General features: G+C 70.0%; 29 protein-coding genes and 1 tRNA gene. 18 read left to right on the plus strand and 12 right to left on the minus strand.

The window, feature by feature from the left end; translation table 11 throughout:
- Nucleotides 1-11: 11 nt before the first annotated feature.
- Nucleotides 12-809, minus strand: coding sequence for a protein NO VEIN domain-containing protein (locus VNR19_RS00835; protein WP_325722949.1), 798 nt, complete (start codon nt 807-809; stop codon nt 12-14).
- A 230-nt stretch (nt 810-1039) separates the two neighbouring features.
- Between VNR19_RS00835 and VNR19_RS00840 the strand changes: the two genes are divergently transcribed.
- Nucleotides 1040-1543 carry a GNAT family N-acetyltransferase gene (locus VNR19_RS00840; RefSeq protein WP_325722951.1) on the plus strand — a complete coding sequence of 168 codons (504 nt, stop codon included), beginning with the start codon at nt 1040-1042 and terminating at the stop codon, nt 1541-1543.
- Nucleotides 1544-1578: 35 nt separating this feature from the next.
- Here the strand turns inward: VNR19_RS00840 and VNR19_RS00845 are convergent, their stop codons facing one another.
- Nucleotides 1579-2154, minus strand: coding sequence for a DUF1697 domain-containing protein (locus VNR19_RS00845; protein WP_325722953.1), 576 nt, complete (start codon nt 2152-2154; stop codon nt 1579-1581).
- A complete protein-coding gene (locus VNR19_RS00850; protein ID WP_325722955.1) occupies nt 2151-2543 on the minus strand; it encodes a VOC family protein in 393 nt (130 codons plus the stop codon). The genes VNR19_RS00845 and VNR19_RS00850 overlap by 4 nt, the downstream gene beginning before the upstream one ends.
- A 68-nt stretch (nt 2544-2611) precedes the next feature.
- On the opposite strand from VNR19_RS00850, the gene VNR19_RS00855 reads away from it, so the two are divergent.
- From VNR19_RS00855 to VNR19_RS00890, 8 genes are all read left to right on the plus strand, one after another.
- On the plus strand, nt 2612-3388 hold the full coding sequence (locus tag VNR19_RS00855) for a TetR/AcrR family transcriptional regulator (protein WP_325722957.1): 777 nt from the start codon (nt 2612-2614) through the stop codon (nt 3386-3388).
- A gap of 91 nt (nt 3389-3479) precedes the next feature.
- Nucleotides 3480-4814: an HNH endonuclease signature motif containing protein gene (locus tag VNR19_RS00860; protein WP_325722959.1), complete on the plus strand. Its 1335-nt coding sequence runs from the start codon at nt 3480-3482 to the stop codon at nt 4812-4814.
- A 190-nt stretch (nt 4815-5004) separates the two neighbouring features.
- Nucleotides 5005-6213, plus strand: coding sequence for an ROK family protein (locus VNR19_RS00865; RefSeq protein ID WP_325722961.1), 1209 nt, complete (start codon nt 5005-5007; stop codon nt 6211-6213).
- Between the two features lie 30 nt (nt 6214-6243).
- Complete coding sequence (locus VNR19_RS00870) at nt 6244-7203, plus strand: carbohydrate ABC transporter permease (protein WP_325722963.1); 960 nt, start codon at nt 6244-6246, stop codon at nt 7201-7203.
- Nucleotides 7196-8029: a carbohydrate ABC transporter permease gene (locus tag VNR19_RS00875; protein WP_325722965.1), complete on the plus strand. Its 834-nt coding sequence runs from the start codon at nt 7196-7198 to the stop codon at nt 8027-8029. The genes VNR19_RS00870 and VNR19_RS00875 overlap by 8 nt, the downstream gene beginning before the upstream one ends.
- A gap of 78 nt (nt 8030-8107) precedes the next feature.
- Complete coding sequence (locus tag VNR19_RS00880; RefSeq protein WP_325722968.1) at nt 8108-9373, plus strand: ABC transporter substrate-binding protein; 1266 nt, start codon at nt 8108-8110, stop codon at nt 9371-9373.
- 45 nt (nt 9374-9418) lie between these two features.
- A complete protein-coding gene (locus VNR19_RS00885) occupies nt 9419-10573 on the plus strand; it encodes a glycoside hydrolase family 15 protein (RefSeq protein WP_325722970.1) in 1155 nt (384 codons plus the stop codon).
- The gene (locus VNR19_RS00890) at nt 10570-12825 is read left to right on the plus strand and encodes a glycoside hydrolase family 31 protein (protein WP_325722972.1); all 2256 of its coding nucleotides are present in this window, start codon (nt 10570-10572) and stop codon (nt 12823-12825) included. The genes VNR19_RS00885 and VNR19_RS00890 overlap by 4 nt, the downstream gene beginning before the upstream one ends.
- 13 nt (nt 12826-12838) lie before the next feature.
- Here VNR19_RS00890 and VNR19_RS00895 read toward each other — a convergent pair whose 3' ends face one another.
- Nucleotides 12839-13885 (minus strand): aggregation-promoting factor C-terminal-like domain-containing protein, encoded by a 1047-nt coding sequence (locus VNR19_RS00895; protein ID WP_325722974.1) that lies wholly within the window; start codon nt 13883-13885, stop codon nt 12839-12841.
- A 131-nt stretch (nt 13886-14016) separates the two neighbouring features.
- Entirely contained in the window at nt 14017-14313 is a 297-nt protein-coding gene (locus VNR19_RS00900) for a DUF503 domain-containing protein (protein ID WP_325722976.1), read from the minus strand.
- Between the two features lie 80 nt (nt 14314-14393).
- On the opposite strand from VNR19_RS00900, the gene VNR19_RS00905 reads away from it, so the two are divergent.
- Nucleotides 14394-15086 (plus strand): NUDIX hydrolase, encoded by a 693-nt coding sequence (locus tag VNR19_RS00905; RefSeq protein WP_414684107.1) that lies wholly within the window; start codon nt 14394-14396, stop codon nt 15084-15086.
- Between the two features lie 17 nt (nt 15087-15103).
- On the opposite strand, the gene VNR19_RS00910 is transcribed toward VNR19_RS00905, so the two are convergent.
- On the minus strand, nt 15104-15670 hold the full coding sequence (locus tag VNR19_RS00910) for a Dps family protein (RefSeq protein ID WP_414684106.1): 567 nt from the start codon (nt 15668-15670) through the stop codon (nt 15104-15106).
- 87 nt (nt 15671-15757) lie between these two features.
- On the minus strand, nt 15758-16102 hold the full coding sequence (locus tag VNR19_RS00915) for an ArsR/SmtB family transcription factor (RefSeq protein WP_325722979.1): 345 nt from the start codon (nt 16100-16102) through the stop codon (nt 15758-15760).
- A gap of 16 nt (nt 16103-16118) precedes the next feature.
- Here VNR19_RS00915 and VNR19_RS00920 point away from each other — a divergent pair, with 16 nt between their 5' ends.
- Both VNR19_RS00920 and VNR19_RS00925 read left to right on the plus strand, forming a co-directional pair.
- A complete protein-coding gene (locus VNR19_RS00920; protein WP_325722981.1) occupies nt 16119-16589 on the plus strand; it encodes an SRPBCC family protein in 471 nt (156 codons plus the stop codon).
- A gap of 35 nt (nt 16590-16624) precedes the next feature.
- Complete coding sequence (locus VNR19_RS00925; protein WP_325722983.1) at nt 16625-17527, plus strand: arginase family protein; 903 nt, start codon at nt 16625-16627, stop codon at nt 17525-17527.
- On the opposite strand, the gene VNR19_RS00930 is transcribed toward VNR19_RS00925, so the two are convergent.
- The 4 genes from VNR19_RS00930 to VNR19_RS00945 are packed head-to-tail and all read right to left on the minus strand — an operon-like array spanning nt 17524 to nt 21439.
- On the minus strand, nt 17524-18069 hold the full coding sequence (locus tag VNR19_RS00930; RefSeq protein ID WP_325722985.1) for a hypothetical protein: 546 nt from the start codon (nt 18067-18069) through the stop codon (nt 17524-17526). The two genes, VNR19_RS00925 and VNR19_RS00930, sit on opposite strands and share 4 nt — an antisense overlap.
- Nucleotides 18023-19012, minus strand: coding sequence for a hypothetical protein (locus VNR19_RS00935; protein ID WP_325722987.1), 990 nt, complete (start codon nt 19010-19012; stop codon nt 18023-18025). Before VNR19_RS00935 ends, VNR19_RS00930 begins: the two co-directional genes overlap by 47 nt.
- Nucleotides 19009-20721, minus strand: coding sequence for an FAD-dependent oxidoreductase (locus VNR19_RS00940; protein ID WP_325722989.1), 1713 nt, complete (start codon nt 20719-20721; stop codon nt 19009-19011). The genes VNR19_RS00935 and VNR19_RS00940 overlap by 4 nt, the downstream gene beginning before the upstream one ends.
- A 31-nt stretch (nt 20722-20752) precedes the next feature.
- Nucleotides 20753-21439 (minus strand): TetR/AcrR family transcriptional regulator, encoded by a 687-nt coding sequence (locus VNR19_RS00945; protein ID WP_325722991.1) that lies wholly within the window; start codon nt 21437-21439, stop codon nt 20753-20755.
- 69 nt (nt 21440-21508) lie between these two features.
- On the opposite strand from VNR19_RS00945, the gene VNR19_RS00950 reads away from it, so the two are divergent.
- The 6 genes from VNR19_RS00950 to VNR19_RS00975 are packed head-to-tail and all read left to right on the plus strand — an operon-like array spanning nt 21509 to nt 25980.
- A complete protein-coding gene (locus VNR19_RS00950) occupies nt 21509-22996 on the plus strand; it encodes an MFS transporter (protein ID WP_325722993.1) in 1488 nt (495 codons plus the stop codon).
- Nucleotides 22977-23471, plus strand: coding sequence for a hypothetical protein (locus tag VNR19_RS00955; RefSeq protein WP_325722995.1), 495 nt, complete (start codon nt 22977-22979; stop codon nt 23469-23471). Before VNR19_RS00950 ends, VNR19_RS00955 begins: the two co-directional genes overlap by 20 nt.
- A gap of 13 nt (nt 23472-23484) precedes the next feature.
- Complete coding sequence (locus VNR19_RS00960) at nt 23485-23955, plus strand: nitroreductase/quinone reductase family protein (RefSeq protein WP_325722997.1); 471 nt, start codon at nt 23485-23487, stop codon at nt 23953-23955.
- Between the two features lie 10 nt (nt 23956-23965).
- Nucleotides 23966-24436 (plus strand): GNAT family N-acetyltransferase, encoded by a 471-nt coding sequence (locus tag VNR19_RS00965; protein WP_325722999.1) that lies wholly within the window; start codon nt 23966-23968, stop codon nt 24434-24436.
- 12 nt (nt 24437-24448) lie between these two features.
- Nucleotides 24449-25528 (plus strand): DNA glycosylase AlkZ-like family protein, encoded by a 1080-nt coding sequence (locus VNR19_RS00970; protein ID WP_325723001.1) that lies wholly within the window; start codon nt 24449-24451, stop codon nt 25526-25528.
- A 14-nt stretch (nt 25529-25542) separates the two neighbouring features.
- The gene (locus VNR19_RS00975) at nt 25543-25980 is read left to right on the plus strand and encodes a VOC family protein (protein WP_325723003.1); all 438 of its coding nucleotides are present in this window, start codon (nt 25543-25545) and stop codon (nt 25978-25980) included.
- Between the two features lie 35 nt (nt 25981-26015).
- Here the strand turns inward: VNR19_RS00975 and VNR19_RS00980 are convergent.
- Nucleotides 26016-26103: transfer RNA gene (locus VNR19_RS00980), tRNA-Ser, on the minus strand.
- Nucleotides 26104-26112: the final 9 nt, after the last annotated feature.

Below are 26112 nucleotides of genomic sequence, written 5' to 3' on the forward strand. Positions count from 1 at the left end.
CCTCGTCGCACTCAGTCAGTGCGTAGTAGTCCCCTCCACTGGCTGGGTTCAAGGACCAATGCTTGATAGACGAGCGGACCTACGTGTCTATGCACCTGGGGCGGCTTCGACCCATTCAGGTCTATGCCGGCGACCACGATCAGCTCGTACGAGCTGGCATTCGCAAGCGAAAACAGGCGCTCACCCTCGCTGAGCCAGAACAGGGGCTCTGCGGATTGCGTCCCCTTGACTCCGACGTAGAGGTGCGGATCTTGCGCCTCCCCAACACGGATATCGAAGCCTGGATTGTTCGGCGGTAGGTCCACCACTGGTCTGTCCGGGTGCTCGGCACGCAGGAGGTCGAGAGCGAACTGGACGGCGTATCGCTTGGCGTTCAAGCGGACTTCAGGTGTCGCGTTTGCGGTCTGCACCTCGTTCTTAGCGAGCGGCGCCGCGTCCGCCGCAGCGACGATGCGTTCAAAAGAAGACTCGGTAAGGGATCGGACTCCCTGCGCCCAGTACACATTCGCCTTGCCAGCTTCGCGATCGACTTCGAAGTACTCGCCGTCCGGGTCCTTCAGTGGAACAGGGGGATCGAATGGCTGCCAATCCAGAATCTCGCAGACGCTCCGGCCTGGGTTGCGCGACGGCACCACCCGGCCTATGACGCCCGTGCCCGTATAGAACCGCGGTTGGTGGTATACGAACCGTTCCCCCTCGAGTACACGGCTGAGGTAGCTGTCGGGAAACTCATATGACACGCCAGTTCTGTCGTCGTACACGTAGCCATCGCGCGATGGGCCGTCGCCGCTGTAAAGGATTAGTGGCATTGCGTCTCCCTGAGGGCCGTGGGATGGCTTCGCGCCTCCCATTCTGATAGTCGCCGCAAAGAGGATCTTCGGGACAGGCTGTCGAAAGCGTGCTTTCTCTACATACCAGACGGCGTCGCCCTCGCGGTGCTCGCGCTGATCGCGGCATCCGCTGCCCTCGCCGCCGGAGCGCTGCGCGACCGCGCCCGCCCGGTCAACGACCGTCGCACCCGCTGACTACGCTCGGACGCATGCTTCCGAAGACCCTGCCCGACGGCGCGATCCTGCGCGAAGCGCGGCCCGGTGACGAGGCGGGGCTGCTCGCCTGCATCCGTGGGCTAGCTGAATACGAGCGCGAACCGGATGCCGTCGAGAACACCGTCGACGCCCTCACGCGCACGCTCTTCGGTGAGACGCCGCACGCGTTCGCGCACGTGGTCGAGCGCGACGGCGAGATCGTCGGCATCGCGATCTGGTTCCTCACCTACTCGACCTGGACGGGCACGCACGGCATCTGGCTCGAAGACCTCTTCGTCGACGACGCGCAGCGCGGGCGCGGCTACGGCAAGGCCCTCATGGCGTCGCTCGCGGCGGTGTGCGTCGAGCGCGGGTACGCGCGCTTCGAGTGGAGCGTCCTCGACTGGAACGAGCCGTCCATCGCGTTCTACCGCTCGATCGGCGCGGTCCCGATGGACGAATGGACCACCCAACGACTCACCGGCGTCCACCTCGAGGAGCTCGCGCGCGAACTCTGAATCGACGGATGCCGCCACCGCGGCCCCTCGCCGAGTCACGCGCTCCGCGCGAACCGCTCCACCAGCCGCAGCACCGTCGGCAGCCCGCGCGCCGACGCGCGCGTGCCGGTGATCCGCTCGATCGTCGGAGTCGCGTGGCCCTCGCCCTCCACCTTGTTGCGCACGAGCGCCCACCCCGGACCCGTGTCGACCAGCTCGCAGCGGTTGCGGTCTGCTTCGGCCGCGGCATCCGGATCGTTCATGTCGATCGTCCCGCCGCCGTGGAGCGCGAACTCGAACGTTCGCGGATCGCGCGCGGCGCCATGCTTCGAAGCGACCTCGATGAGCGTGTCGAGCGGAGTCCAGAGGATCTCGCGCTCGTGACCCGAGCGGGCGGCGATCGACTGCTCGGCGGTCGCGACGACGTCGGCGGGGGCATCCGACTCGAACACGATCGTGCCGTTGGCCTGGAACAGCGCCGCGTCGGGGCATCCGGCGTCGGTGAAGCCCGCGCGGATGTCGTCGGTCGACGGGTGTCCGCGTTGGCCTTGGTTGACGTTCCGCATGAACGCGACGCAGCGCATGCCTCCGAGAGTAGGGGAGGGCATGCGCTGCGTCGGTGTGTCGCTCACGCCTGCTCGGGCGGCGTCACCCACTGCACGAGCTGGTAGACGATGCCGTTGGGGTCGGCCATCTGGAAGTAGCGCTCGCCCCACGGCTCGGTCTCGATCGGCGTGATGATCTCGACGCCGTCCTGGCGCAGGCGCGCGTAGTCAGCGTCGATGTCGTCCACCGTGAAGACGACGAGCAGCCCGTCGGCGTGGCCGGCCGCCGACGCGGGCTTGAATGTCGACAGCCCGGTGCGCAGGTAGATGAGGTTGAAACCGGCATCCGGATGCGCCAGCGAGCAGAACCCGTCAGCCTCCATCGCGACCTCGAAGCCCAGATATTTGCGCGCCCACTCGGACGACGCGTCGACATCGGCGACATTGAGCGAGATGGCGGAATCGGTGATGGTCAAGAAGCGCCTCCTTGTTTCGTACAACGTACAATGTATACCGTACGGCGAAAGGGTGCAAGGATTAGTTCATGACCTTGAATCGCACGGGTGCCGGCTCGCCGAGCACGACTCTGGCGCTGCTGTGGGGGCTGTCCGACGAGGCGCCGCGCCGCAAGGGGCCGGCGCGTTCGGTCACCGTGGCGCAGGTCGTCGAGGCCGCGCTCACGCTCGCCGACGAGCAGGGGCTCGCCGCACTCACGATGCGCGCGGTCGCCGAGCGCGTCGGCATCTCGACGATGTCGGTCTACACGTACGTCCCCGGCAAACCCGAACTCCTCGACCTCATGGTCGACGCCCTGTACGCGCGCATGGAGCGCGGCGCCTTCGATGGCGAGTCGTGGCGTGAGCGGGTTTCGACGGTGGCGGAAGAGAACCGGATGCTGCTCCTCCAGCATCCGTGGATGACAGAAGTCGCCGCCCTCAGCCGGCCACCCCTCGGCCCGGGCTTGATGGCGAAGTACGAGCACGAGCTCGCCGCTTTCGACGACACGGGTTTGTCGGATGTCGATATGGATGCGGCTCTGACGTGGGTGCTGGGATTCGTGCAGGCGCATTGTCGCGCGGTGCACGACGCGCGGAGGGCGACGACCGACACGGCGATGAGCGACGCCGAGTGGTGGCGGGCGAATCAGCCGATTCTCGCGCGGGCGTTCGATCCGGAGAAGTATCCGCGCGCGGTGCGCGTCGGCGCGGCGGCGGGCGAGGCGCAGGGGAGTGCGTGGAACGAGGAGCCCGCGTGGGAGTTCGGGCTCGCGCGGACGCTGGATGGGCTGGCGGCGCTGATCGACGGGCGGTCGCTTACCTGAACCGTTCCTCCTCAAGCCGGGCACCGAGCGAGTTCTCCACGATGACCTCGGCGCGCCTCGCAATGTCGTACGTATGTTCTAAAGTCGGGGTATGTCGATCGCAGCCGAGGGCGCTTCCGGTTCTCCGGTGTCGGATGCGATGGACCGTGTCCGGGAGACCGGTGACGTGGTGACGATGTTCGCCGCGGAGTACTTCGTCACCGTGGACCGTGCCCGCCGCGAGGCGCTCGAAGACGCGGCCCGGTTTGGGCGTGAGCTGACCGGGGTGGTGGAGCGGGGCATCCGGTTGGAGTTGGCGGCGGGGATGCGGATCACCGAGCACGCCGCCGGCGACCTGATCCGGCGAGCGGAGGCGCTGGTGCACCGGTACCCGGACGCGTTGGAGTCGCTGAGTCGGGCGCGTATGACGGTGGCGCACGCGGAGTACCTCGTGGACCGGCTCGACGAGCTGGAGCCTGCTGTGCGTGACGGGTTGGTCGCGGAGGCGGTCGCGCTCGCCGAGGAGCTCCCGGTGGGTGCGTTCCGGCGTGCGCTGCGCAAGCTGATCGAGGTGCACCGGTCGGTGACCCTTGCCGAGCGGCATGAGGCCGCGGTGGTGCGGCGTCGGGTGGTGGTGGAGCATGTGGATGACGGGATGGCGTGGCTGAGCGCGTACATCCCGGCGGTGGAGGCGCACGCGATCTACGGGCGGCTCACCGCCATCGCTAAGGCGATCAAGGCGCACGACGAGGCAGCGGCGACGCCTCGGCAGGACGCCACGAGCCGCGACTGCGACGCGGCGCCGCCGGATGAGGATCGCACGATCGACCAACTCCGGGCGGACGTTCTCTCCGATCTGCTGATCGAGGGTGACACGATCGTGCATCCGGTCGAGGCGCGCGGTATCCGCGCGACGGTGGCGGTGACGGTGCCGGCGCTCGCGCTGCTCGCCGAGAGCGACTCCGCCCGTGCCGCGCAGGGTCTTGCTCCTGCGGTCGTGGAGGGTGTCGGTCCGATCCCGCTCGACCGTGCCCGAGAGCTGTGCGGGAGTGCGGACGGGTGGATGCGGATCCTCACCCACCCCGAGACCGGAATGGTGCTCTCCGTGGGCCGCTCGCAGTACCGGCCGCCGCCGATGTTGCGGAAGCTGGTCAGGTGGCGCGCCGACCGGTGCATGGCTCCCGGATGCGGCATCCCCGCGTCCCGATGCGAACTCGACCACACCGTCGCGTGGGAGCACGGCGGCGAAACCTCGCTCGACAACCTCGCACCCCTGTGCAAGGGGCATCACACCGTGAAACACCACGGCGGCTGGCGGGTGCGACAACTCCCCGACACCGGCGGAGCGCTGGAATGGACCTCACCCGCCGGGCGACGATACGTGGTGCAGCCCGAACGGCGGGTGCCGGTGTTCCGCCCCGCCGACGCTGCAGACGCACCCTTCTGACGCGGCCTTCGGAGCAGGGTCGGCGGAGCTCGCCGCCAGGCGAGAGGATCCGCCGTGCCCATTCGCCACTACTTGCACTCACTACCACTCTTGCAGACACCCCCGCCCTCGAGATCACGCCCACAGACCGTGCTTGACACCGCAAACGAGATACTTCTACTCTTTATTCACGCCTAAACAAAGGAGTGAAGTGGTCGCAACGCCGCGGAACCAGGCCGACGTCAATCGCACGGCGATCCTCGCGCACCTCGGTGCCCAGGGGCCGGCGTCGCGAGCAGACCTCGCCCGCGCTCTTGACGTCTCTCCGGCGCTCATCACTCAGCTCACTCGCGACCTCCTCGCGGAAGGCCTCATCGAAGAGCTCGAAGCCGCCAGCAGCGGCGGCCGCCCCGCCCGCATGCTCGGACTCGTCTCGCGCGACATCGCGGCGATCGGCGTGAAGGTCGCCCCCGACCACGTCGCGCTGGTCGAGGTCGCGATCGACGGCGCCGTCCGCCGCTCGGGGACCCACGCCTTCGACGCCGTCTCACCGCTCGCCGCATCGAACCTCATCGAACTCGTCCAGCGCTTCATCTCCGAGGGCGAGTCGAACAACATCCTCGGCGTCGGAGTCGGACTCCCCGGAACCGTCGCCCAGCAGGGGATCGGCGTCGTCGACTCGACTCAGCTCGGCTGGAACCAGGTCCCCCTCGGCGAGCAGCTCCGCCGCGCGCTCGACCTCCCCGTCGTCGTTGAGAACAACGTCAACGCGCTGAGCGTCGCCGAGCAGCTCTTCGGCCAGGGCCGCGACTTCGACAACGTCCTCGTCGTCACGGTCGGAAACGGCGTCGGCGCGGGCCTCATTGCCGACGGCGCCATCGTGCGGGGTCGCGCGGGCGGCGCCGGCGACCTCGGCCACGTGCCGGTCCGCGAAGACGGCCCGCTCTGCCAATGCGGAAACCGCGGATGCCTCGAAGCGATCATCGGCCAGTCGGCACTCGTCAACGACGCCCGATCGATCCGCCTGCTCGGACCCGACGAGGGCATCGACGATCTGCGAGCACTCGCGGATGCCGGCAACGAAGGCGCTCGCGAGATCTTCTCCCACGCCGGACACCAGCTCGGACGCGCCCTCGCGGGAGCCGTCAACCTGATCGACCCCGAGATCGTCGTGCTCTCCGGCGAAGGCGTCGAGGCGTGGGCGCACTGGTCGTCCTCGTTCGAGCACGCCCTTCGCAGCGCGCTCGTTCCCGGCAAGCGCGGCATCCCGGTCGCGGTCGAGCGCTGGCAGGACGACCGCTGGGCGCAGGGCGCCGCCGCCCTCGTGCTCGCCACCCCGTTCGACGCGCAGGGTGTCGCCGGCGACCAGGGCCGCCTCGTGCGCGAACGCCTCGTCGCCTCGATCGAGGCCAAGGCGTAAGCGAGCAGGTCGAGCAAGGACAGCACCCCCGTGAGCACCATCACCCTCCGCGCAGCGGCGGCCGAGGCATCCGTCTCAGCCCCACCGCCAGCCGCCGCGCGCCGCAAGGCGCCGAAGGGCAAGCGCCTCAAGTACGCGCTGACCATCGCGGTCTTCCTGCTGCCGAGCCTCATTCCGCTCGTGATGTTCGTGCTGGGCCCGATGGTCTCGGCGGCGTGGACGAGCCTCCACTCGTGGAATCTCATCGGCCCCATGCAGTGGGTCGGGCTCGGCAACTACGCCTTCCTGCTGACCGACCCCGCGACGCACCAGGCGTTCCTGCACACGGTGTATTACATCGTCGGATACCTGCCGCTCGTGTACGTCGGCGGCCTCGCCCTCGCCCTCGCCCTCAACACGGCGCTCAAGGGGCGGGCGTTCCTGCGCGGCGTGTACTTCCTGCCGGTCATCACGAGCTGGGTCGTCGTCGCGCTCGTGTGGCGGTGGCTGCTCAACCCGAGCACGGGCGTCGTCAACACCGTGCTCGCGTGGTTCGGCATCGAAGGACCCGGCTGGTGGGCCGACCCCGCATGGGCGATGCCGTCGATCATCCTCGCGTCGGCGTGGAAGGACCTGGGCTTCGTCATGGTCCTGCTGCTCGCGGGCCTCCAGGCGATCAACCCCGACCTCTACGAAGCCGCCGAGCTCGACGGGGCCGGCTGGTGGCGACGCCTGTTCAGCATCACGCTTCCGATGCTCTCGCCGTCGACGTTCTTCGTGATCGTCCTGTCGCTCATCAACGGCTTCCAGGTGTTCGACCAGGTCTACGTCATGACCGGCGGCGGACCCAACAACGCGAGTCAGGTCGTCGTGCAGCAGGTGTACGACCTCACGTTCCGCTACGGACAGGCGGGCATGGCATCCGCCCTGTCGTGGCTGCTGTTCTTCGTCATCCTGATCGTCACGCTCATCCAGTTCTACGGCCAGCGCAGGTGGGTGAACTATGACTAGCACCGCGCTCAAGAACAGCACCCTGCGCAGAACCGCCCTCTACGTCGTCCTCATCGCGGGCGCGCTGATCATGGTGTTCCCGTTCGTCTGGACGGTCGTCACGAGCATCACGCCCGGTGCGACGCTCACGACGACGCCGAAGATCATCCCGGATGACCCATCCCTCGCCCCCTACTTCGAGCTGTTCGATCGCGTGCCGTTCGCGCGCGTCATCATGAACTCGCTCCTCATCGCGGGCGCGAGCACGATCCTGCAGGTCGTCACGAGCGCGATGGCCGCGTACGTGTTCGCACGCCTGCCGTTCCCCGGCCGGGGAGCGATCTTCGTCGTGTACCTCGCGACGATGATGATCCCGTTCCAGGTGCTCATCGTGCCGCTGTTCGCCGAGATGAAGACCCTCGGCCTCATCAACACCTACTGGGGCGCGATCCTCCCCACGATCGCCTCCGCCTTCGGGGTCTTCCTGCTGCGGCAGGCGATGAGCACCGTGCCTTACGACCTCGATCAGGCGGCGACCCTCGACGGCGCGGGACATTTCCGGATCTTCTTCCAGATCATGCTCCCGCTCATCCGTCCCGCGCTCGCGACCCTCACGGTGTTCGCGTTCCTCAACACCTGGAACAGCTTCCTGTGGCCGCTCATCATCCTGCGCGACCCGCTCATGCAGACGCTGCCCGTCGCGCTGTCGAGCCTGCAGGGGCAGTTCTCGACCCAGTGGGACGTGCTCATGGCGGGCTCCGTCATCAGCATCATCCCGATGTTCGCCCTCTACGTCTTCGCCCAGAAGTACATCGTCCAGGGCGTCGCCGGCACCGGCCTCAAATGACCCGCATCCGATACCCGCACCGAACGAACCAACCCACCGATCCGCACCGATAAAACATCGAAGGAGATGGCAACTCACATGAGAACCACGAAGACACTCATCACGGCGACGTCGCTCGCGGCCCTCACGGGCCTCGTCCTGACCGGATGCTCCACCGCGAGCAGCTCCGACTCGGGTGGTGACAGCGGCGAGAAGGTCACGATCACCTACTCCAACTTCATCTCGAACGGCGGCAATGAGGAGAACCTCCAGAAGATCGTCGACGCGTTCGAGGAGGAGAACCCCGACATCACCGTCGAGGTGCAGACCGCGCCCTACTCGGACTACTTCACGCAGCTGCAGACCGACCTCGCCGCCGGCACGCAGGCCGACGTGTTCGACGTCGACGCGGGCAGCTTCCCGAACATCGCCGCCAACGGCGTGCTCGCACCGCTCGAGGGCGTCGACGCGTCGGCATACCGCGAGTCGGTGCTCGACGTCTACAGCGTGGACGGCGTGCAGTACGGCCTGCCGACCTCGTTCTCGGACGTCGTGCTCTTCTACAACAAGGAGCTCTTCGACGCGGCCGGCGTCGACTACCCGACGTCCGACTGGACGTGGGCCGACGAGAAGGCGGCGGCCGAGAAGCTGACGGATGCCGCATCCGGCGTCTGGGGCGACTACCAGCCCATTTCGTACTACGAGTACTACAAGGCGGTCGACCAGGCCGGCGGCTCGTTCCTCAACGAGGACGGCACCGCGGCCGCGTTCGACTCCGAGGCGGGCCTCGCCGCGGCCGAGTGGCTCGCCGGCAAGTCGGGCACCGTCATGCCGACGGCCGCCGACGGCGCGGGCACGCCCGACTTCGACACGAACCTGTTCAAGGACGGCAAGCTCGCGATGTGGCACACGGGCATCTGGATGATCAGCCTCGTCGGCGACCTGCCGTTCGAGTGGGACATCGCGGTCGAGCCGGGTGACGTGCAGCAGGCGAGCGCGACGTTCTCGAACGCGGTCGTCGTGTCGGAGAGCTCGGAGCACAAGGAGGCCGCGCAGAAGTGGGCGGAGTTCCTCACCAGCTCGAAGACGATGGTCGACGTGCGCCTCGAGGCGGGCTGGGAGCTCCCGGCGATCAGCGACGAGTCGCTCCTGCAGCCGTACCTCGAGCAGACCCCGCCGGCGAACCGCCAGGCCGTGTTCGACTCGCTCGACAACATCGCGGTCGCCCCTGACCTCGGCCCGAACGCGACCCAGATCCAGGACGCCGTCACGAACGCCCTCGGCGAGATCGCCGCAGGACGCGCCGAGGCGGATGCCGCGATCGCCGCGCTCGCCGAGCAGGTGAACTCGCTCCTCGAGCAGTAACCGCGCCCGTCCCACCACTCGTCCGCTCACAACGAAGGACCGTTCGTGTCATACGACCCTGCGCTCGCGGCGCTCGCCGAGAGAAGCATCCGCCTCATCACCGAACTGCAGACCCCCGAAGGGGCCTATCCGGCGAGCCCCACGTTCTCGGCGTACGTCGGCTACAGCTGGCTGCGCGACGGAGCGTTCATCGCCGACGGCGCATCGGCGGCGGGGCAGGTCGCGTCGGCGAGCCGGTTCTTCGACTGGTGCGCCGCGGTGACGGTGCGCCGGGCGGAGAAGATCCGGTGGATCGTGGAAGAGTCCCGGGCGGGCCGACCGCCGGGGCCGGAGCACATGCTCCCCGCGCGCTTCACGTTCGCGGGCGACGACGGGGCGGACGAGTGGTGGGACTTCCAGCTCGACGGGTACGGCACGTGGCTGTGGGCGCTCGTCGAGCACCTCGAGCGGCACGGCCTCGACGGCTCGCGCTACCGCGAGGCCGCGCAGCTCACCGCCGAGTACCTGCTCGTCTCGTGGGAGCGCCCCTGCTACGACTGGTGGGAGGAGCACTCGCAGCACGTCCACGTGTCGACGCTCGCGTGCATCGCGGCCGGCCTCGAAGCCGTCGCCCGTGCCGGCCTCGTCGACGACGCCACGGTGCGCGCCATCGGCGACGAGACGGCCAGACTCCGTCGCCTCGTCGCCGAGCGCGGCACGAAGGACGGCCACCTCATCAAGTGGCTCGGCAGCACCGCGGTGGACGGCAGCCTCGCGGCCGCGATCGCTCCGCTGGGCTTCACGGATGCCGCATCCGACGTCGCCCGTCGAACAATCGACGTCCTCGAAGCGCACCTCTTCGTCGACGGGGGAGTGCACCGCTACCTCGGCGACACGTTCTTCGGAGGCGGCCAGTGGCCGCTGCTGACGTGCTTCCTCGGGCTCGCGCATCTCGCGGCGGGCGACCGCGAGCGGGCCGAGGAGCTCTTGCAGTACGCCGCAGCGACGGCGACGCCCGAGCTCGACCTGCCCGAGCAGGTGCCCGGGCACCTCATCGCACCGGGAATGCGGCAGGAGTGGATCGACCGCTGGGGTCCGGTCGCGACGCCGCTCCTGTGGAGCCACGCGATGTTCCTGCGCCTCGGCATCGCGCTCGATCGCATCGACCCCGCCGCCCTCGCCGCACCGCAGACCGCTGCTCAGGAGGAGACCCTCGCATGATCCGTCACCGACCCGCAGGATCGGGACACCCGTACTCCGTCGACACCGAGCAGCGCTGGCCGGTCGTGCCCGAGGCGGGCTCGACCGCCACCCTGGGGTTGCGCGCCGACGCCGGCGTCGTCGCCGTGGCGTGCACGCTCGAGTGGCGGCCCGACGAAGACACGGGCGCGTCGCCGGAGACCGTCGAGCTGAGCCTCGAGCGCGTCGCGACGACCTCGCGCGGACGCGTGACCGACGGCGGCCACCTCGCCTCCGCGGCTGCTCGCCTCGCCCGGTCGACGGGCGGTTGGCAGACCCGCACGCCCGAGCTCCGCTATGGAGGCACATACCGCTACCGGTTCACCGCGACACGCGGCGATGGTGACGGTGGTCGCACCGAGCGCACGCGCTGGTTCGAGTTCCGCGCGGCGCAGTGGCGACCCGACACCGACGCACATCCGCGAGTCATCCCGGGCACGACCGAGGTGCTGCACGACGGCCGCCGCGCCTGGCGCGTGCGCTTCGCGCTGCCGCTCGCGCAGGGGGAGCACGTCACGGGGTTCGGCGAACGCTACGACGCCGTCGACCAGACCGGACAGCTGCTCGACGCCGTCGTGTTCGAGCAGTACAAGAGCCAGGGCGCGGAGCGCAAGACGTACCTGCCCATGCCGTTCGCGCACGTCGTCGGCGGCGACGGATGGGGGTTCCACGTCGACACGACGCGGCGCGTGTGGTTCGACATCGGAGCATCCGACTCTTCACGGATCGTGATCGAAGCCGAGACGGATGCCGCGGGCACCGTGCCCCTGCGCATCTTCGACGGCTCGCCGACCGAGGTGCTCGGGCAGTTCCGCGACGGCGTCGGTCGCGCGACCGAGCTGCCGTCGTGGGTCTTCCGCCTGTGGGCGAGCGGCAACGAGTGGAACACGCAGGCCGAGGTCATGCGGCAGATGGACCTGCACCGCGAGCACGACATCCCGGTCGGGTCGGTCGTCATCGAGGCGTGGAGCGACGAGTCGACGTTCACCGCCTTCCGTGACGCGCAATACGAGGTATCGGCCGACGGCGCCCCGCACCGACTCTCCGACTTCACGTTCCCCGGAGACGGCGCGTGGCCCGACCCGAAGGGCATGGCCGACGAGTTGCATGAGCGGGGCATCCGCCTCCACTTGTGGCAGATCCCGCTCATCAAGATGCGTCCGCACCCGACCGGTCAGGTGGCGGCCGATGCGCAGGCGGCGATCCGCGAGGACGTGCTCATCCGCGAGCCCGATCCGCGCGGCGGGTTGCGCCCGTACCGCAACCGCGGCTGGTGGTTCCCGCTCGCGCTCATGCCCGACCTCACCGATGAGCGCGCCGCGCGCTGGTGGACCGAGAAGCGCCGGTACCTCGTCGAGGAGATCGGCGTCGACGGGTTCAAGACCGACGGCGGCGAGCACGCGTGGGGCTCCGAGCTCGTCTACCTCGACGGCCGACGCGGCGACGAGAAGAACAACACGTTCCCGGTGGCGTACGCGAAGGCGTACGGAGACCTGCTGCGGTCCGCGGGCAAGGCGCCCGTGACGTTCAGTCGCGCGGGATTCACCGGCTCACAGGCGCACGGCGCCTTCTGGGCCGGTGACGAGAACTCGACGTGGGAGGCGTTCCGCTGGTCGATGAACGCGGGGCTGACCGCCGCGGCATCCGGGATCGTCTACTGGGGGTGGGATATCGCCGGCTTCTCGGGCGAGATTCCGACCGGCGAGCTGTACATCCGCGCGACGCAGGCGTCGGCGTTCGTGCCGATCATGCAGTACCACTCGGAGTTCAACCACCACCGCACGCCGTCGCGCGACCGAACCCCGTGGAACATCGCCGAGCGAACCGGCGACGAGCGCGTGCTGCCGCTCTTCCGCCGGTACGCCACGCTGCGCGAGCGGCTCGTGCCGTACCTCGAGCGCTCGGCCGCGGCGGCGATCGCGACCGACCGCCCGCTCATGCGTCCGCTGTTCTTCGAGTGGCCGCACGACGCGGCGGTGTGGAGCGCGCCGACCGAGTGGCTGCTCGGCGACGACATCCTCGTGGCGCCCGTGCTCGAAGAGGGTGCGACCGAGTGGTCGGTCTACCTCCCCGAGCTTCCCGAGAGTGAGCGGACGAACGGGTGGACGGATGCCTGGACCGGCGAACGCATCACGGGCGGCCGCACGGTGACGGTGCCCACGCCGATCGACCGGATCCCGGTGTTCTTGCGGGGCGAGTCGGTCGACGAGCTGCTCGAGGCCTTCCGCGAGTAGGTGCCAGGCGGGGTCAGTACCAGCCCACGGACTGCGAGTGACCCCACGCGTTGCACGGGGTGCCGTAGCGGCCGGAGATGTAGCCGAGGCCCCACGCGATCTGCGTGCGCGCGCTCGTCTGCCAGTCGGCGCCGGCGGAGGCCATCTTGCTGCCCGGGAGCGCCTGCGGAATGCCGAACGCGCCGCTCGAGGCGTTGTACGCCTGGTAGTTCCACCCCGACTCGCGCTGCCACAGGTTGTAGAGGCAGCCGAACTGGTCGTCGCCCCAGCCGTAGCTGCCCAGCATGCCGCGAGCGGTCGCCTGCGCGCCGGCCGGGCTGTTGTCACCCGAACCGCCGCCGACGGGCACCGAAGGCACCCAGCCGCCACCGCCCGAGCCGGACGACTGCTGCTGACGCGCGCGCTCCGCGGCTTCGGCAGCCTGGCGAGCCTTCTCCTCGGCTTCGCGGCGCGCCTTCTCCTCAGCCTCCTTCTTGGCCTGGACCGCCGCGTCGAGGCGGCCGCGCAGACCCGAGACCTGCTCCTGCACCGAAGCCACGAGCGCGGTCACGTCCTCAGTCACGCTCGGAAGAAGCGACTCGGGAAGGCTCTCGATGCTGAGCTCGAGGCGGTCCGCGGTCTCTTCGAGCTGCGTCGTGTCGACGGTGGTCGTCGCCACGCCGATGTCGAGCCCGGACGCCTCGATGTCGGCGGCGACCTTCGCCGCGCTCGCGACAGCGGCGTCGGCCGCCTCGACGGCGGCCTTCGCCTCGATCGTCGCCGTGTCCGCGGCGGAGACGGCGAGTTCGGCGTCCGCGGAAAGCGGAGCCGGCGTCGAGTACGACGCGAGCATCATGTACGGCGTGGCAGGTGCGGAATCGACGGATGCCTCGGCCGACGAGAGCGGCATCGCACCGGCACACCCGACGATCGTCGCCACCGCGAGACCGAGGCCGGTCGCGAAGAGGAGGGGCCGGCGGCGCGCGCGGCGCTCGGCGAGGCGGCGGTTGCGGCGGGCGGGAGCGGAGTGCTCGGCAACGGGCGTGGACGACGTGGAAGACGTGGCAGTACTGGAGCGCATGAAGATTCGGGTTTCGTGTCGGGTTGTCAGCGCCGGCGAGAGACGCAACGCGCGGCCGCTTCGCGGACACACAAAGCCCCGATCCTTGCCGCCTTTTCTGGGCGTTACCTGACCGTTACCTGGCCGCGACCTCAGTCGTCGCTCGAATGGAGGCCTCGACGCGAGGCCAGAAGGGTGACTTCCGGATGCTCCTCCGCGAGCATCCGTTCGGCCCGTTCGAGCACGTCCCGGACATGCCGCGCATCCCTTGCGACGACCGACATCCCGATGGATGTGCGCCGGTGCAGATCGTTCGCGCCGACCTCGGCGACGGCCGCCTCGGTGCGCCGGCTCAGGTCAGCCAGCAGCGGGCGCACGATGCTGCGCTTCTCTTTCAGCGAATGCACGTCGCCGAGCAGGATGTCGAACTCGATCCAGCCGATCCACATGTCGTCTGCGAGCGTAGCCTGAACGGGTGCCCGCCGAACCCGCCGCCGAACCGCCCGCAGAGTCGACCGCAGAATCGACCCTGCAGAACGCCCGAGCCCAGCTCGCCGCGCTCGCGCAGGCGAACCACGCGTCCTCCCGAGCGCACGCGCCGGGGGAGGCCCGCCCCGCCGCCGTGCTGATCCTGTTCGGTGTGCTCGACAGGCTCCCGAGCGAGCACGAGGCGCAGGCGGCCGCCGTGCCGCGCGACCTCGACCTGCTCCTGCTGGAGCGCGCGACCACACTGCGCTCGCACCCCGGTCAGGTGGCATTTCCTGGCGGACGCCTCGATCCGCGCGACGATGGCCCGGTCGCGGCCGCCCTGCGCGAGGCGCACGAGGAGACGGGCCTCGACCCGGCCGGCGTGGAGGTGCTCGGAACCCTGGAGAACATCTGGCTCGAGTACTCGCAGCACCTCGTGACTCCCGTGCTCGCGTGGTGGCGGCATCCGTCACCGGTCCGCGTCGTCGACGAGCGCGAGTCCGCCGCGGTCTTCCGCGCGCCCGTCGCCGACCTGCTCGACCCCGCCAATCGCGGCGTGACGGTCATCCGCCGCGACGGCCAGGAGTGGCGCGGACCAGGGTTCCTCGTGCACGGCGAACACGGCGATCACCTCGTGTGGGGCTTCACCGGACTCGTGCTCGAGGGCCTCTTCGACCGCCTCGGCTGGACCGAGCCGTGGGACGACACGCGCGAGCTGCCGCTCGAGCTGCCCGACATCGAGCCGGAGGTTTGAGCGGCCCGAGGTTCAGCTCACTTCTTGGGCGTGCGGTTCTCGGCGCTCACCATCCACGACAGCTGCTCGATCTTCTCGAGGATCGCGTGCAGGAGGTCGGCGCTCGTGGGGTCCTCTTCGTCGACGTCGTCGTGCACCTCGCGGCACGTCGAAGCGACGGCGTCGAGGCGCTCGGTCATGAGGTCGATGACGTCCGTGGTGGCGATCTCACCCTGCGGGAACTCGGGGAGCGTCGTCGTCTGCGCCACGACGTCGCTGCGACCGTCGGGCAGGGCGTGGAGCGCCCGCATCCGCTCGGCGACGTCGTCGCTGAACCCTCGGGCGGCCTCGATGATCTCGTCGAGCTGAAGGTGCGTGTCGCGGAAGTTGCGGCCGACGACGTTCCAATGCGCCTGCTTGCCCTGAAGGGAGAGCTCGATGAGGTCGACGAGCACCTTCTGAAGGTTGTCGCTGAGCGTCTCGGATGCCTGGAATCCGCGCTCCGCGTTCTGCTCGCGCGTCAGCTCGGCGCCCTTGCGCGCGGGCCGGCGCTTGCTGCCGGCCGTCGAGCTCTTGCTGGTCTTGGTCGCGGTCGTTGTAGCCACGGTGAATCTCCATCCGTCAGGAACACGCCCGACCGTACTCGGCAGACCTTGCGCGTCCGCGGGGATTGAGAGCGCGGCCGGGCAGTGCTAGGGGTTCCGCGTATCCGCGTCGAGTCGCGCCAGCAGGTCGACGGCCGCACGCGTGTACTCGCTGATCCACCGATCGTGGATGCGCTTGATCGGCAGCGGCGCGAGCGACAGGCGCCGCTCCCGCCCGACCCGGCGGCCGGTCACGAGCTCGGCCGCCTCGAGCACGCGCAGATGCTGCAGCGCCGTCGTGCGGTCGATCTCGGGAAACGCGTCGCACAGGGCGCCCGTGGAGAGGGGCGACTCCTTCAGCAGGTCGAGCATGCGACGACGGATGGGGGAGGCGAGGGCCTTGAAGACGCGGTCGTCGTCATCGAGGTGGGTCTTGTGCCCGGCATCCGACATGTTATAAAAATACAACATGTCTACCGAACTCACCGAACTCCACTTCACCGTGTCGGGGCGCATCGCGCGACCCGTCGCCGAGGTCTACGAGGCCGTCGCCGATCCCGCGCAGTTGTCGCAGTACTTCACGACGGGCGGCGCGCGCGGGCGACTCGAACCGGGCGCCGAGGTGACGTGGGACTTCGCCGACTTCCCGGGCCGGTTCCCCGTGAACGTCGTCGAGGCCGACCCGCCGCGCCGCATCGTGATCCGGTGGGAGGGGATCGCGGCCGCATCCGACGACGGCATGACGACCACGACCTTCGAGTTCGAGCCCATCGACGAGGGCACCCGCACCCTCGTCACGATCACCGAGTCGTCGTGGCAGGCCACGGCCGACGGCGCGAAGAGCGCGTTCGGCAACTGCGAGGGCTGGACGGGCATGCTCGCCGCGCTCAAGATGTGGGTCGAGCACGGGATCAATCTGCGCGAAGGCTTCTACCGCTGACCGCTCCTGGGGGAGGGGCGGGGCAGACTGGCCGGATGCTGGCGATCGTCTCCGCACCAAGCAACCTCGGCCTGCGGCCTCCCGAGCCCGGCGCGGTTCCAGGCACGGCGAAAGCGCCCGAAGCGCTGCGCGAGGCGGGCCTCTACTCCCGCCTCGCCGAACTCGGAGCACGGGACGCCGGCACCGTCCTGCCCGCACGATACGTCGACGACGACGCGACCCGCCCCGCCGGACACGTGCGCAACGAAGCGGCTCTCGTCGATCACGCGCTGCGTCTTGCCGAGCGGCTCGACCGCGTGTGGACGGCGGGCGCGACGCCGCTCGTGATCGGGGGCGACTGCAGCCTCGTCATCGCCGCGGGGCTGGCGGATGCCGCCCCCAAGGGTCGCGGGCTCGTCCACGTCGACGGGCACACGGACTTCCGGCATCCGGCGATCAGCGACGAGTGCGCGAGCGTCGCGGGGGAGGACCTCGCCGCCGCAATCGGACTGCATTGGCCGGCGATCGCCGACATCGACGGGCGCGGACCGTACTTCGACCCCGAGCGGACGGTGCACATCGGATGCCGCGACGACGACTCCGAGCTCGACCTCGTACGCGCGACCATCGGCGCGGTCGCACCCGCGAGCGAGGTCATCCTGCATGGCGGCGCTCGCGCGGCGGCACGCGTGCGCGACGTCGCAGACCAGGGGGCGGGTTACTGGCTTCAGGTCGACGTCGATGTTCTCGACCCCGAGGTCATGCCGGCCGTCGACAGCCCCGACCCCGGGGGACTGCGGCCCGACGAGCTCACCGCCCTGCTCCAGGGGCTCGCGCCGCGCGCGATCGGCGCCTCGATCACGGTCTTCGACCCCGACCTCGACCCCGACGGACGGTATGCCGCGCTTCTCGCCGACATCCTCGCCGGCGGGCTCGCGGCGCTGGGCAGTGAGCTCTAGACCTCGTCCCTGAGCCCCACCCGGTCGGGGATCTCGAACGGCAGGTGCGGCAGCCACGACGCGGGGTCGGGCCACGGCCGCGACGCGGGCAGCGCCTTCAACAGTCGTCGGATCGCCGCGTCTCGTGGTCCTTCCGGTGCCCGCGACGCGAGCACGCGCTGCGGAGCGTGATGTCCGAGAGCCCCGAGCCACCAGTGGCGCCACGTGTCGGGCGCCTCCTGCGGATCGAGGACGATGTAATAGTCGGGCATGAGCGCCGAACCCTCCTCGAAGCGGGCGATGGCCGCCTCGACCTCGAGTTCGAGCACGCCGAGGGTCGAGCGCTCTTCGAAGAGCTCGACCCACGCCGCTGCGACGTGCTCGAGCGGGTCGGCGTCGTGGATGATCCAGGGAGTGCTTGCGGCCGCGATGCGCCGTGTCGCCAGGCCGGGGTCGCTGCCCTGCAGCGCGAGGATCTCGACCCCGGGGATGCCGTCGAAGGTCGCGAGGGCGTCTTCAGACTGCTCCCCGACGATCGCGACGATCGTGCCGGTCGGTGTCATGTGCGCCATGCTCGATATTAAGTCGATCACGCCGCAAGAGGACGGAACGCGCCGCGAGTCCGATCGCCGCCACGACCACCGCCGCGATGATCGGACGAAAGGCCAGTTGGGGTGTGAACGCCGCCATCTCGAACACCCGCAGCGCGTAGTCCGCCATCTCGCTCACCCGGCCCCCGAACACGCGCATCCCGGCGGCGGCCGTCACCGCGGTGATCGCCGCGGGCGCGAGCCACACCATCGCGATGCTCACGAGCGCCGCGATGACGCGACCCGCCGTTCCCACACCGGTCCACGCGATCGCGACGCCGACGAGCACGGGCGCCACCCACTGGACCAGGCCGACGATCTCGTACGGGGTCTCGACGCCCATGAACCCCGTGAGCCACGATTGCGTCGCGATCGCCCCGATCGTCAGGCCGATGAGCGCGCCTCCGCGCGGCGCGCGTGCGATGAGGAACACGACGAGAACCCCGACGAGAAGCGACAAGACGCTCGCGACGACGAGCGCCCCGAGATACAGAGCGGACTCCGTGCCGCCGCGAAGCCCGCCGCCGACGGCCACCGCCGACTGGGTGATCGCGATGATCTGGATCACGACGAGACCGCTCGCGATGAGCGGGAAGCCGCCGCGCGGCATCCGGGGCCGCAGCGCCCGCGCCGTGATGCCCGCGGCTGCGGCGCCGACGACGAGCAGCGCGAAGATGAGGCTCAGCGAGTACTGACTGAACGGCAGCATCGCGACGGGCATCGCCTCGGGAGGCGCGTCCACCGCCCACAGGTTCTGCAGCGGCAGCCGCATGCCGGTCACGAGCCACGGCACCAGTCCGACGAACGCCGCCGCGACGCCGATCACCGCGCACAGCCACGGTGCGACAGGCCGCGCGGAGCGCGTGGGCTCCGCGGCATCCGTCGATTCGGTGTCCTGGTCGACCGCCTCGCTCACGAGACGCCGCCCACCGAAGCGAGGGCACGATGAACGGATGCCACGGCGCTCGACCCCTCGCCGACAGCCGCCGCCACGCGCTTCATCGATCCGCGGCGCACGTCACCTGCGGCGAACACCCGCGGGAGCGACGTCTCGAACGGCAGTGGTTCGCGTCCGAGCCGCCGCCAGTCCTCGCCGAGCGCGTCGAGCGGGATGTCGACACCCGTCCGGAGGAATCCCTCGGGGTCGCGGTCGACCCCGTTGAGCCACGACGTCGCGGGCTCGGCGCCGATGAAGCAGAAGAGCCCGCGCGCCTCGACCTCGCCGACGCGGTCGATGTGCACGCGCCGCAGGTACCGGTCGCCGTCGAGGCCGACGACGTGCGAGCGGGTGAGCACCTCGACGCGCGGGTCTTCGAGCAGCCGCGTCACGAGGTACGACGACATCCGCCGGCTGAGGTCGTCGCCGCGGACGACGAGGCGCACGGGGCATCCGTTCGATGCCAGGTAGAGCGCCGCCTGGCCGGCAGAATTCGCACCGCCGACCACCACGACGGGCGATTCCATCACCTGGCGCAGCTCGAGCGGCGTCGCGGCGTAGAAGATGCCCGAGCCCTCGAAGTCGTTCCAGCGGTCGAGGTCGAGCGTGCGGTACGCGGCGCCCGACGTGACGATCGCGCTGCGCGTGTGGATCGTGCGTCCGTCGCGGAGGGTGACCTCGAGGCCTTCGTCGATCGTGGTGAGGCTCACTGCCTCGCACGGTGCGTAGACGCGAACGCCGAACTTGAGCGCCTGCAGCGATGCCTGGCCGATGAGCGCGCGCCCGGTGACGCCGAACGGGAACCCGAGGAAGTTCTCGATGCGCGAGGTCGCTGCGGCCTGTCCGCCGGGAGCGACCGCGTCGAGGAGGACGGTGCGCAGACCCTCGGATGCCCCGTAGATCGCCGCCGCGAGGCCGGCCGGCCCCCCGCCGATGACGGTCAGGTCGACGAAGTCGTCGGTGCTGGCCTGGTAGCTCAGTCCGAGGCGGTCGGCGACGAGCCCGGGAGTCGCGCGCAGGATCGGCTCGCCCTGAACGTACGCGATCGGGAGGTCGGCTTTCGTGAAGCCGCGCTCCTCGAGGTAGTCGGCGTGATGCGTCTTGTCGACGACGTCTTCGAGGTCGATCGCCGTGTGCACGAGGTCGGTGCGCTCGGCGAACCGACGCAGGGCGAGGAACTCGCTCGACGCCTTGGAGCCGACCAGTTTGAGCGTGAGCGCGGCGGGGCCGCTGCGCAGAGCCTCGCGCCGTGCCCACAGGGCGTGCAGCAGGATGTCGCACAGCTCGTCGTCTTCGGCCATGAGCCTCCGCAGGTTCTCCTCGCTCACGCGGTACGCGATGCCGGGCTCGGTGACGCGGGCCGACAGGAACGCGGCCTGGCCGTTCAGGATGCCGAGCTCGCCGAGGAACGAGCGCGGACCGATCGTGGTGATGACGACCTCGCCGACCCATCCGAGCGGCTCGCGCACGATCTCGACCTGCCCGCTCTCGATGAGCATGAGGTTGTAGTCGCGCTGGCCGGTGCGGAAGAGGTAGTCGCCGGGCTCGATCTCCTCGGGCTCGCCGAACTCGAGCAGCCGTGCCCACTGGTCATCGGTCAGACGGGGCGACTGGACGGGGTCGTGCGCCGGTTCGGGCGCGGCCCCGGCGGATGCCGCAGGCAGGGTTTCGTCTTTCTCGGGGGGCATGCTCCGACGCTACTCGGGGCGCGGCGCACTGTCATCGGGCGGTTTCTCGGCTTGAGCCGGGCAGCATCCCGTCCACCAGCGCGGCCAGGCCCACGCGGAAGGTGTCCCGGGCCGCGAGCTCCGGCCAGCGCGCGCCGATCGCGGCGAGCTGCGGCATACGCGGGTCGGCGAAGGTCTCCCGGGCCCAGTCCGCGCGGCGCTCCGCGTTTTGGCTGAGCTCGCCGGACCGCGCGCGGACGAGGAGCTCGCCGACGGTGAGGTACCAGGCGGTCCGGAACAGGTCGACCGCCTGCTCCTGCGTGCACCCCAGCTCGACCGCAGCGGACAGGACTGCCTCGACCACCCGGAGGGCCGGCTCGCCCAGGCGGGGGAGGAAGCCGTCGACGGTGAGCACCTCGGCCGCCCACGGCGTCTCGGCCAGTGCGTCGTGCACCGCGACCATCGCGGTGATGATGCGCTCGCGGGGTTTCTCGGGCAGCTCGACTTCGGCCAGGCTCTGCGCGGCGTCCTCGTTGAGGAGCTGGATGAGCAGATCCTCACGGTCGCGCACGTGGTGATAGAGCGTCGTCGTGCCCACATCGAGCTCGGCGGCCAGTCGGCGCAGGGTGAGACGTCGCCACCCCTCGCGATCGATGATCCGACGCGCGGCGGCGAGGATCCGGGCCCGCGACGTCACCGCGGGCCGGCCGCGGCGCGGGGTGGGGGTGGCCTCGGTCATGTCACTCATCCTGCCCTCTCCGGGCCCTCCGGTTTGACTCCCGAACCGCGCTCTCCTTATTTTAGGAACATGTTCCGAAAAGATGAGACCGCCGCTCGGCCGGGGTTGACGCTCGCGGCCGTGGGAGTGGTGCAGTTCTTGGTCTCCCTGGATCTGTCGGTGGTGAATCTCGGCCTGCCCGAGATCGCGTCGGGCCTCGGATTCGGGGGCGTCGACGTCACGTGGGTCATCCACGCGTACGCGCTCGCCTTCGGCGGGCTGCTGCTCCTCGGGGGCAAGCTCGCCGATCGCCACGGCCGTCGGCGGGTCCTCCTCGGTGGGCTCGGCCTCTTCGCGCTCGCGTCGTTGCTCGGCGGCTTCGCCCAGGAACAGGGCCAGCTCATCGCCGCTCGTGCCGCGCAGGGGATCGGCGCGGCCGCCCTCGCGCCCGCCGCGCTGGCGATCCTCACCGTGTCCTTCCCGAGCGGTCGCGCCCGTGCGCAGGCGTTCGGCGTGTGGAGCGCGATGAACGCCGCCGGCGGCGCTCTCGGTGTCCTCGTCGGCGGCGTGCTCACCGAGTACGCCGGCTGGCGCTGGGTCATGTGGGTCAACGTCCCCATGGCCGTGCTCGCCGTGGCGCTGGCGTGGTGGGGCGTGGCGGCCGACCGACCCGTGGCGCGCCACGCACGGCCCGACGTCCTCGGCGCCGTTCTCGGCACGGCGGGGATGACCGCTCTCGTGTACGGGATCGTCGGCACGGACCAGCACGGCTGGGCGTCGCCGGTCACCCTCGGCTCGCTCGTGGCGGCATCCGTCCTTCTCGTCGCGTTCGTGCTCGTCCAACGGGCGACCACGCGTGACGCCGTGCTTCCGCTCGCGCTGTTCCGGCTGCGCACCGTGTCGGGGGCGAATGCCTACAACCTCCTGCTCGGCGCCGCGATGGCCTCCGCGTTCTACTTCATGTCGCTGTACCTCCAGGACGTCCTCGGCCACGGTCCCGCGCTCGCGGGGCTGATGTTCCTGCCCTTCGCGCTGGGCGTCGTCGCCGGTTCGTTCCTCGCGATCAGGCTCGGCTCGCGGATGCCGCCCCGCTCGCTGCTCATCTGGGGCGGGCTGCTGACCGCGGCCGGGTTCGCCTGGTTCGGCCGGATCGGCGCCGACGGAACGTTCCTCGCCGACGTCCTCGGCCCGTCGCTGGTGACGAGCATCGGCTTCGGCCTGTGCTTGGGGCCGGTCGTCGCCACCGCCACCGTCGGCGTCGAGGAGCGGCACAGCGGCGTCGCCTCGGGGGTGCTGAACACCTCCCGGCAACTGGGAGCCTCGCTCGGTCTCGCCGCGCTGGGCACCGCCGCTGCGGCCCGCGCGGGCGGCTCCACCAACGGCTCCATCGACGTGGAGGCGCTCACCGGCGGCTACGCGCTCGGGTTCAACCTCGGGGCGGTCCTGCTCGGCGTGGCCGTCCTCGTCGCCGCCCTCGTCCTTCCGCGGCCCACCGGCCGCACGACCTCACGAAGCACGACCTCACGAAGCACGACCTCACGAAAGGAGTACCACCACCGTGACCGCTCGAACCCCTGACACCCGCACCCCCGACACCAGCCTCCGGGGCCCGGTCCTGGCCAGCCTGTACGCCGGGTTGATCCTCACGGTCCTGTCCGTCGCCTTCGTCTACGTCGACCGAGCCGGCACCGGCCTGCTCGCCGCGCACCTGAAGGCGAGCTACCCGTCATACGGCCCCACCCGGATCGAAGAGGCGGTGACCCTGTGGACCATCGTGCTGACGGTCGTCGGCGCCCTCGGTGCCGTCGGCTGGATCCTGGCGATCTGGGCGACCCGACGCGGATTCCGGTGGGCGGACTGGCTGATGGGCACGCTGTTCGCGGTCGGGACCGTCCTGGCGCTGTACCTGCTCACCGTCCGCGACACGTCAGGCGACACCGGGCTGCCGATCGAGCTCGGGCTGATCGGGCTGCTGCCGTCCGCTGCCGGGCTGGCCGCGGTGCTGCTGATGTGGAGAGCCCGGAAGTCGGTGACCCGCGGCGTACCCGCCTGAAACACTGGTCACCGTGCTCGGAAAGCTGAAGCGCCGGCTGTACGGCTCGGACCGGCACCGGCCGGGCGCGTTCATGCGGGCCTTCAACCGGGCAGACGCCGCACTGTTCTCTCGCGGCCTCGGGCCACGGCAGGCGGTCACCCTCGAAGTCACCGGGCGCAGATCCGGTCGCACCATCGAGGTGCCGCTGGCCGTGGCCGAGGTCGGCGGGGATCGCTACCTCGTGTCGATGCTCGGCGATGACGTCGGCTGGGTGCGCAACGTGCGCGCCGCCGGCGGGCGGGCGGTCCTGCGGCGGCGACGCCGCGAGGAGGTCCTGCTCGAGGAGGTTCCCGTCGCGGAGCGGGCGCCGATCATCAAGGCGTACCTCAAGGTGGCACCGGGTGCGCGGCCGCATATCCCGGTGCGTCCCGATGCGCCGCTGCAGGAGTTCGAGGCGGTGGCGGATCGGCATCCGGTCTTCCGCGTCGGTCGGCGCCGCTAGCCTGACTGTCATGCGAATCCGTCCCGCAGTCGCTTCGGATGCCCCGCGAATCGCCGAGGTCTGGGAGGCGGGCTGGCGGGATGGCCACCTGGGGCACGTCCCCGAGGAGCTCGTGCGGCACCGCACGCCGGAATCGTTCGCGCGTCGCGCGGCCGCGATGATCGACCGCACGTTCGTCGCGGAGGTGGACGGCAGCGTCGTCGGATTCGTGACGCTCAAGGGGGACGAGCTCGAGCAGCTGTTCGTCGACGCGGACGCGCGGGGCACGGGGGTCGCGAAGGCGCTCCTCGACGAGGGGGCGCGCCGGCTCATCGAGGCGGGGCACGAGCAGCCGTGGCTCGCCGTCGTCGCCGGCAACGCACGCGCCCGCCGCTTCTACGAGCGCGAAGGGTGGCGCGACGCGGGCCCCCTCGCGTATGAGGCGCCGGTCGACGGCGGTTCGGTCACGGTCGACGGACGCCGGTACGAGCTCGTGCGATAGGGATCACGGACCGTGACGCACACCCTCACCCGCGAGCAGGCGCGCCGAATCATCGTGCGAGCCCAGCTGCTCGACGCGGAGCGCCCGGGTGACGTCGTCGAAGTCGCCGAGCAACTCGGCCAGATCAAGATCGACCCGACGGCGGTCATCGCGCCGTGCGAGCACACGATCATGTGGTCGCGCATCGGCTGGTCGTACGAGCCGGGCCAGCTGCGGAAGGCCGTCGAGGAGGACCGGCTGCTCTTCGAACTCGGCGGCATGTTCCATCCGATGAGCCTGCTGCCGCTCATGATGCCGGGCATGCGTACGTGGCCGCGCCGCAAGAGCACGCGCGAGTGGCTCGAGGCCAACGATCGGTTCCGCAAGGACGTGCTCGCGCGGCTGCGCGCCGACGGTCCCCTCCTCGCGAGCGACATCCCCGACACCGCGCAAGTCAGCCGCCCTCCCGACGGCTGGTCGGGCTCGAACCAGGTGCCGATCATGCTCGACTTCCTCTCCCGGCAGGGCGTCGTCGCGATCACGCGACGCGAGGGCCGGCACCGCGTGTGGGATCTCGCGGAGCGCGTCTACCCCCAGGATCTTCCCGAGATCGACCCCGAAGAGGCCAAGCGGATGCTCCACGAGCGCACCCTGCAGGCGACAGGCATCGGACGATCGCACTGGTGGTGGTCGCCCGTCGGCGATGCCGGCGAGCCGGCCACCGTCGAAGGCAGCACCTGGAAGTTCCGCGTCGACCCAGAGGCGCTCGCCGCCCTCGACGAGGACCGGGGCGGCCGTGTCGCATTCCTGAACCCATACGACGGTCTGCTGTTCGACCGCGGGAGGCTCGAGGAGGTCTTCGAGTTCAAATACGTGCTCGAGCAGTTCAAGCCGAAGGCGCAGCGCGTGTACGGCTACTTCGCGCATCCGATCCTGCTCGGCGACCGGTTCGTCGGCATGCTCGACGCCGAGGTCGACCGCAAGGCGGAGGTGCTGCGCGTCAACGCCATCCACGAGTTCCTGCCGTTCGAGCCCGAGGAGATGGACATGGTGCGCGCCGAGATCATGGACCTCGGAGAGTGGCTGGGGGTGCCGGTGACGGGGATCGGGTGAGTAGGCTCGCCCGCATGTCCATCAAGCTCGAGAACGTCGGCGTCGCCGTTCGAGACCTCGAAGAGGCGATCGCGTTCTTCACCGACCTCGGCCTGACCGTGCTCGGCCGCGACGAGATCAGCGGCGAGTGGGCCGACACCGCCGTGGGTCTCGACGGCAACCACGCGCGCATTGCGGTGCTGCAGACCCCGGACGGCACGGGTCAACTCGAGTTCTTCGAGTACATCCACCCCGACGCGATCGAACGCGACCCCATCCTGCCGAACGAGATCGGCATGCATCGGGTCGCGTTCTCGGTCGACGACCTCGACGAGGCGCTCGCGATCGCGGCGAGGCACGGATACCACCCGCTGCGCGGCGTCGCCAACTACCAGGGCGTGTACAAGCTCACTTACCTGCGCGGCCCCAGCGACATCCTCGTGATGCTTGCGCAGGACCTCACGAAGGCCTGACTCCGAACGTCCAGGCGACGGCGGAAGAAGGAGTGTGGCGGAGGATGGGGGATTCGAACCCCCGAGGGCTTGCACCCAACACGCTTTCCAAGCGTGCGCCATAGGCCACTAGGCGAATCCTCCAGGAGGCCC

Origin of the sequence: Microbacterium sp., assembly GCF_035556355.1 — a bacterium.
Classification (GTDB): Bacteria; Actinomycetota; Actinomycetes; order Actinomycetales; family Microbacteriaceae; genus Microbacterium.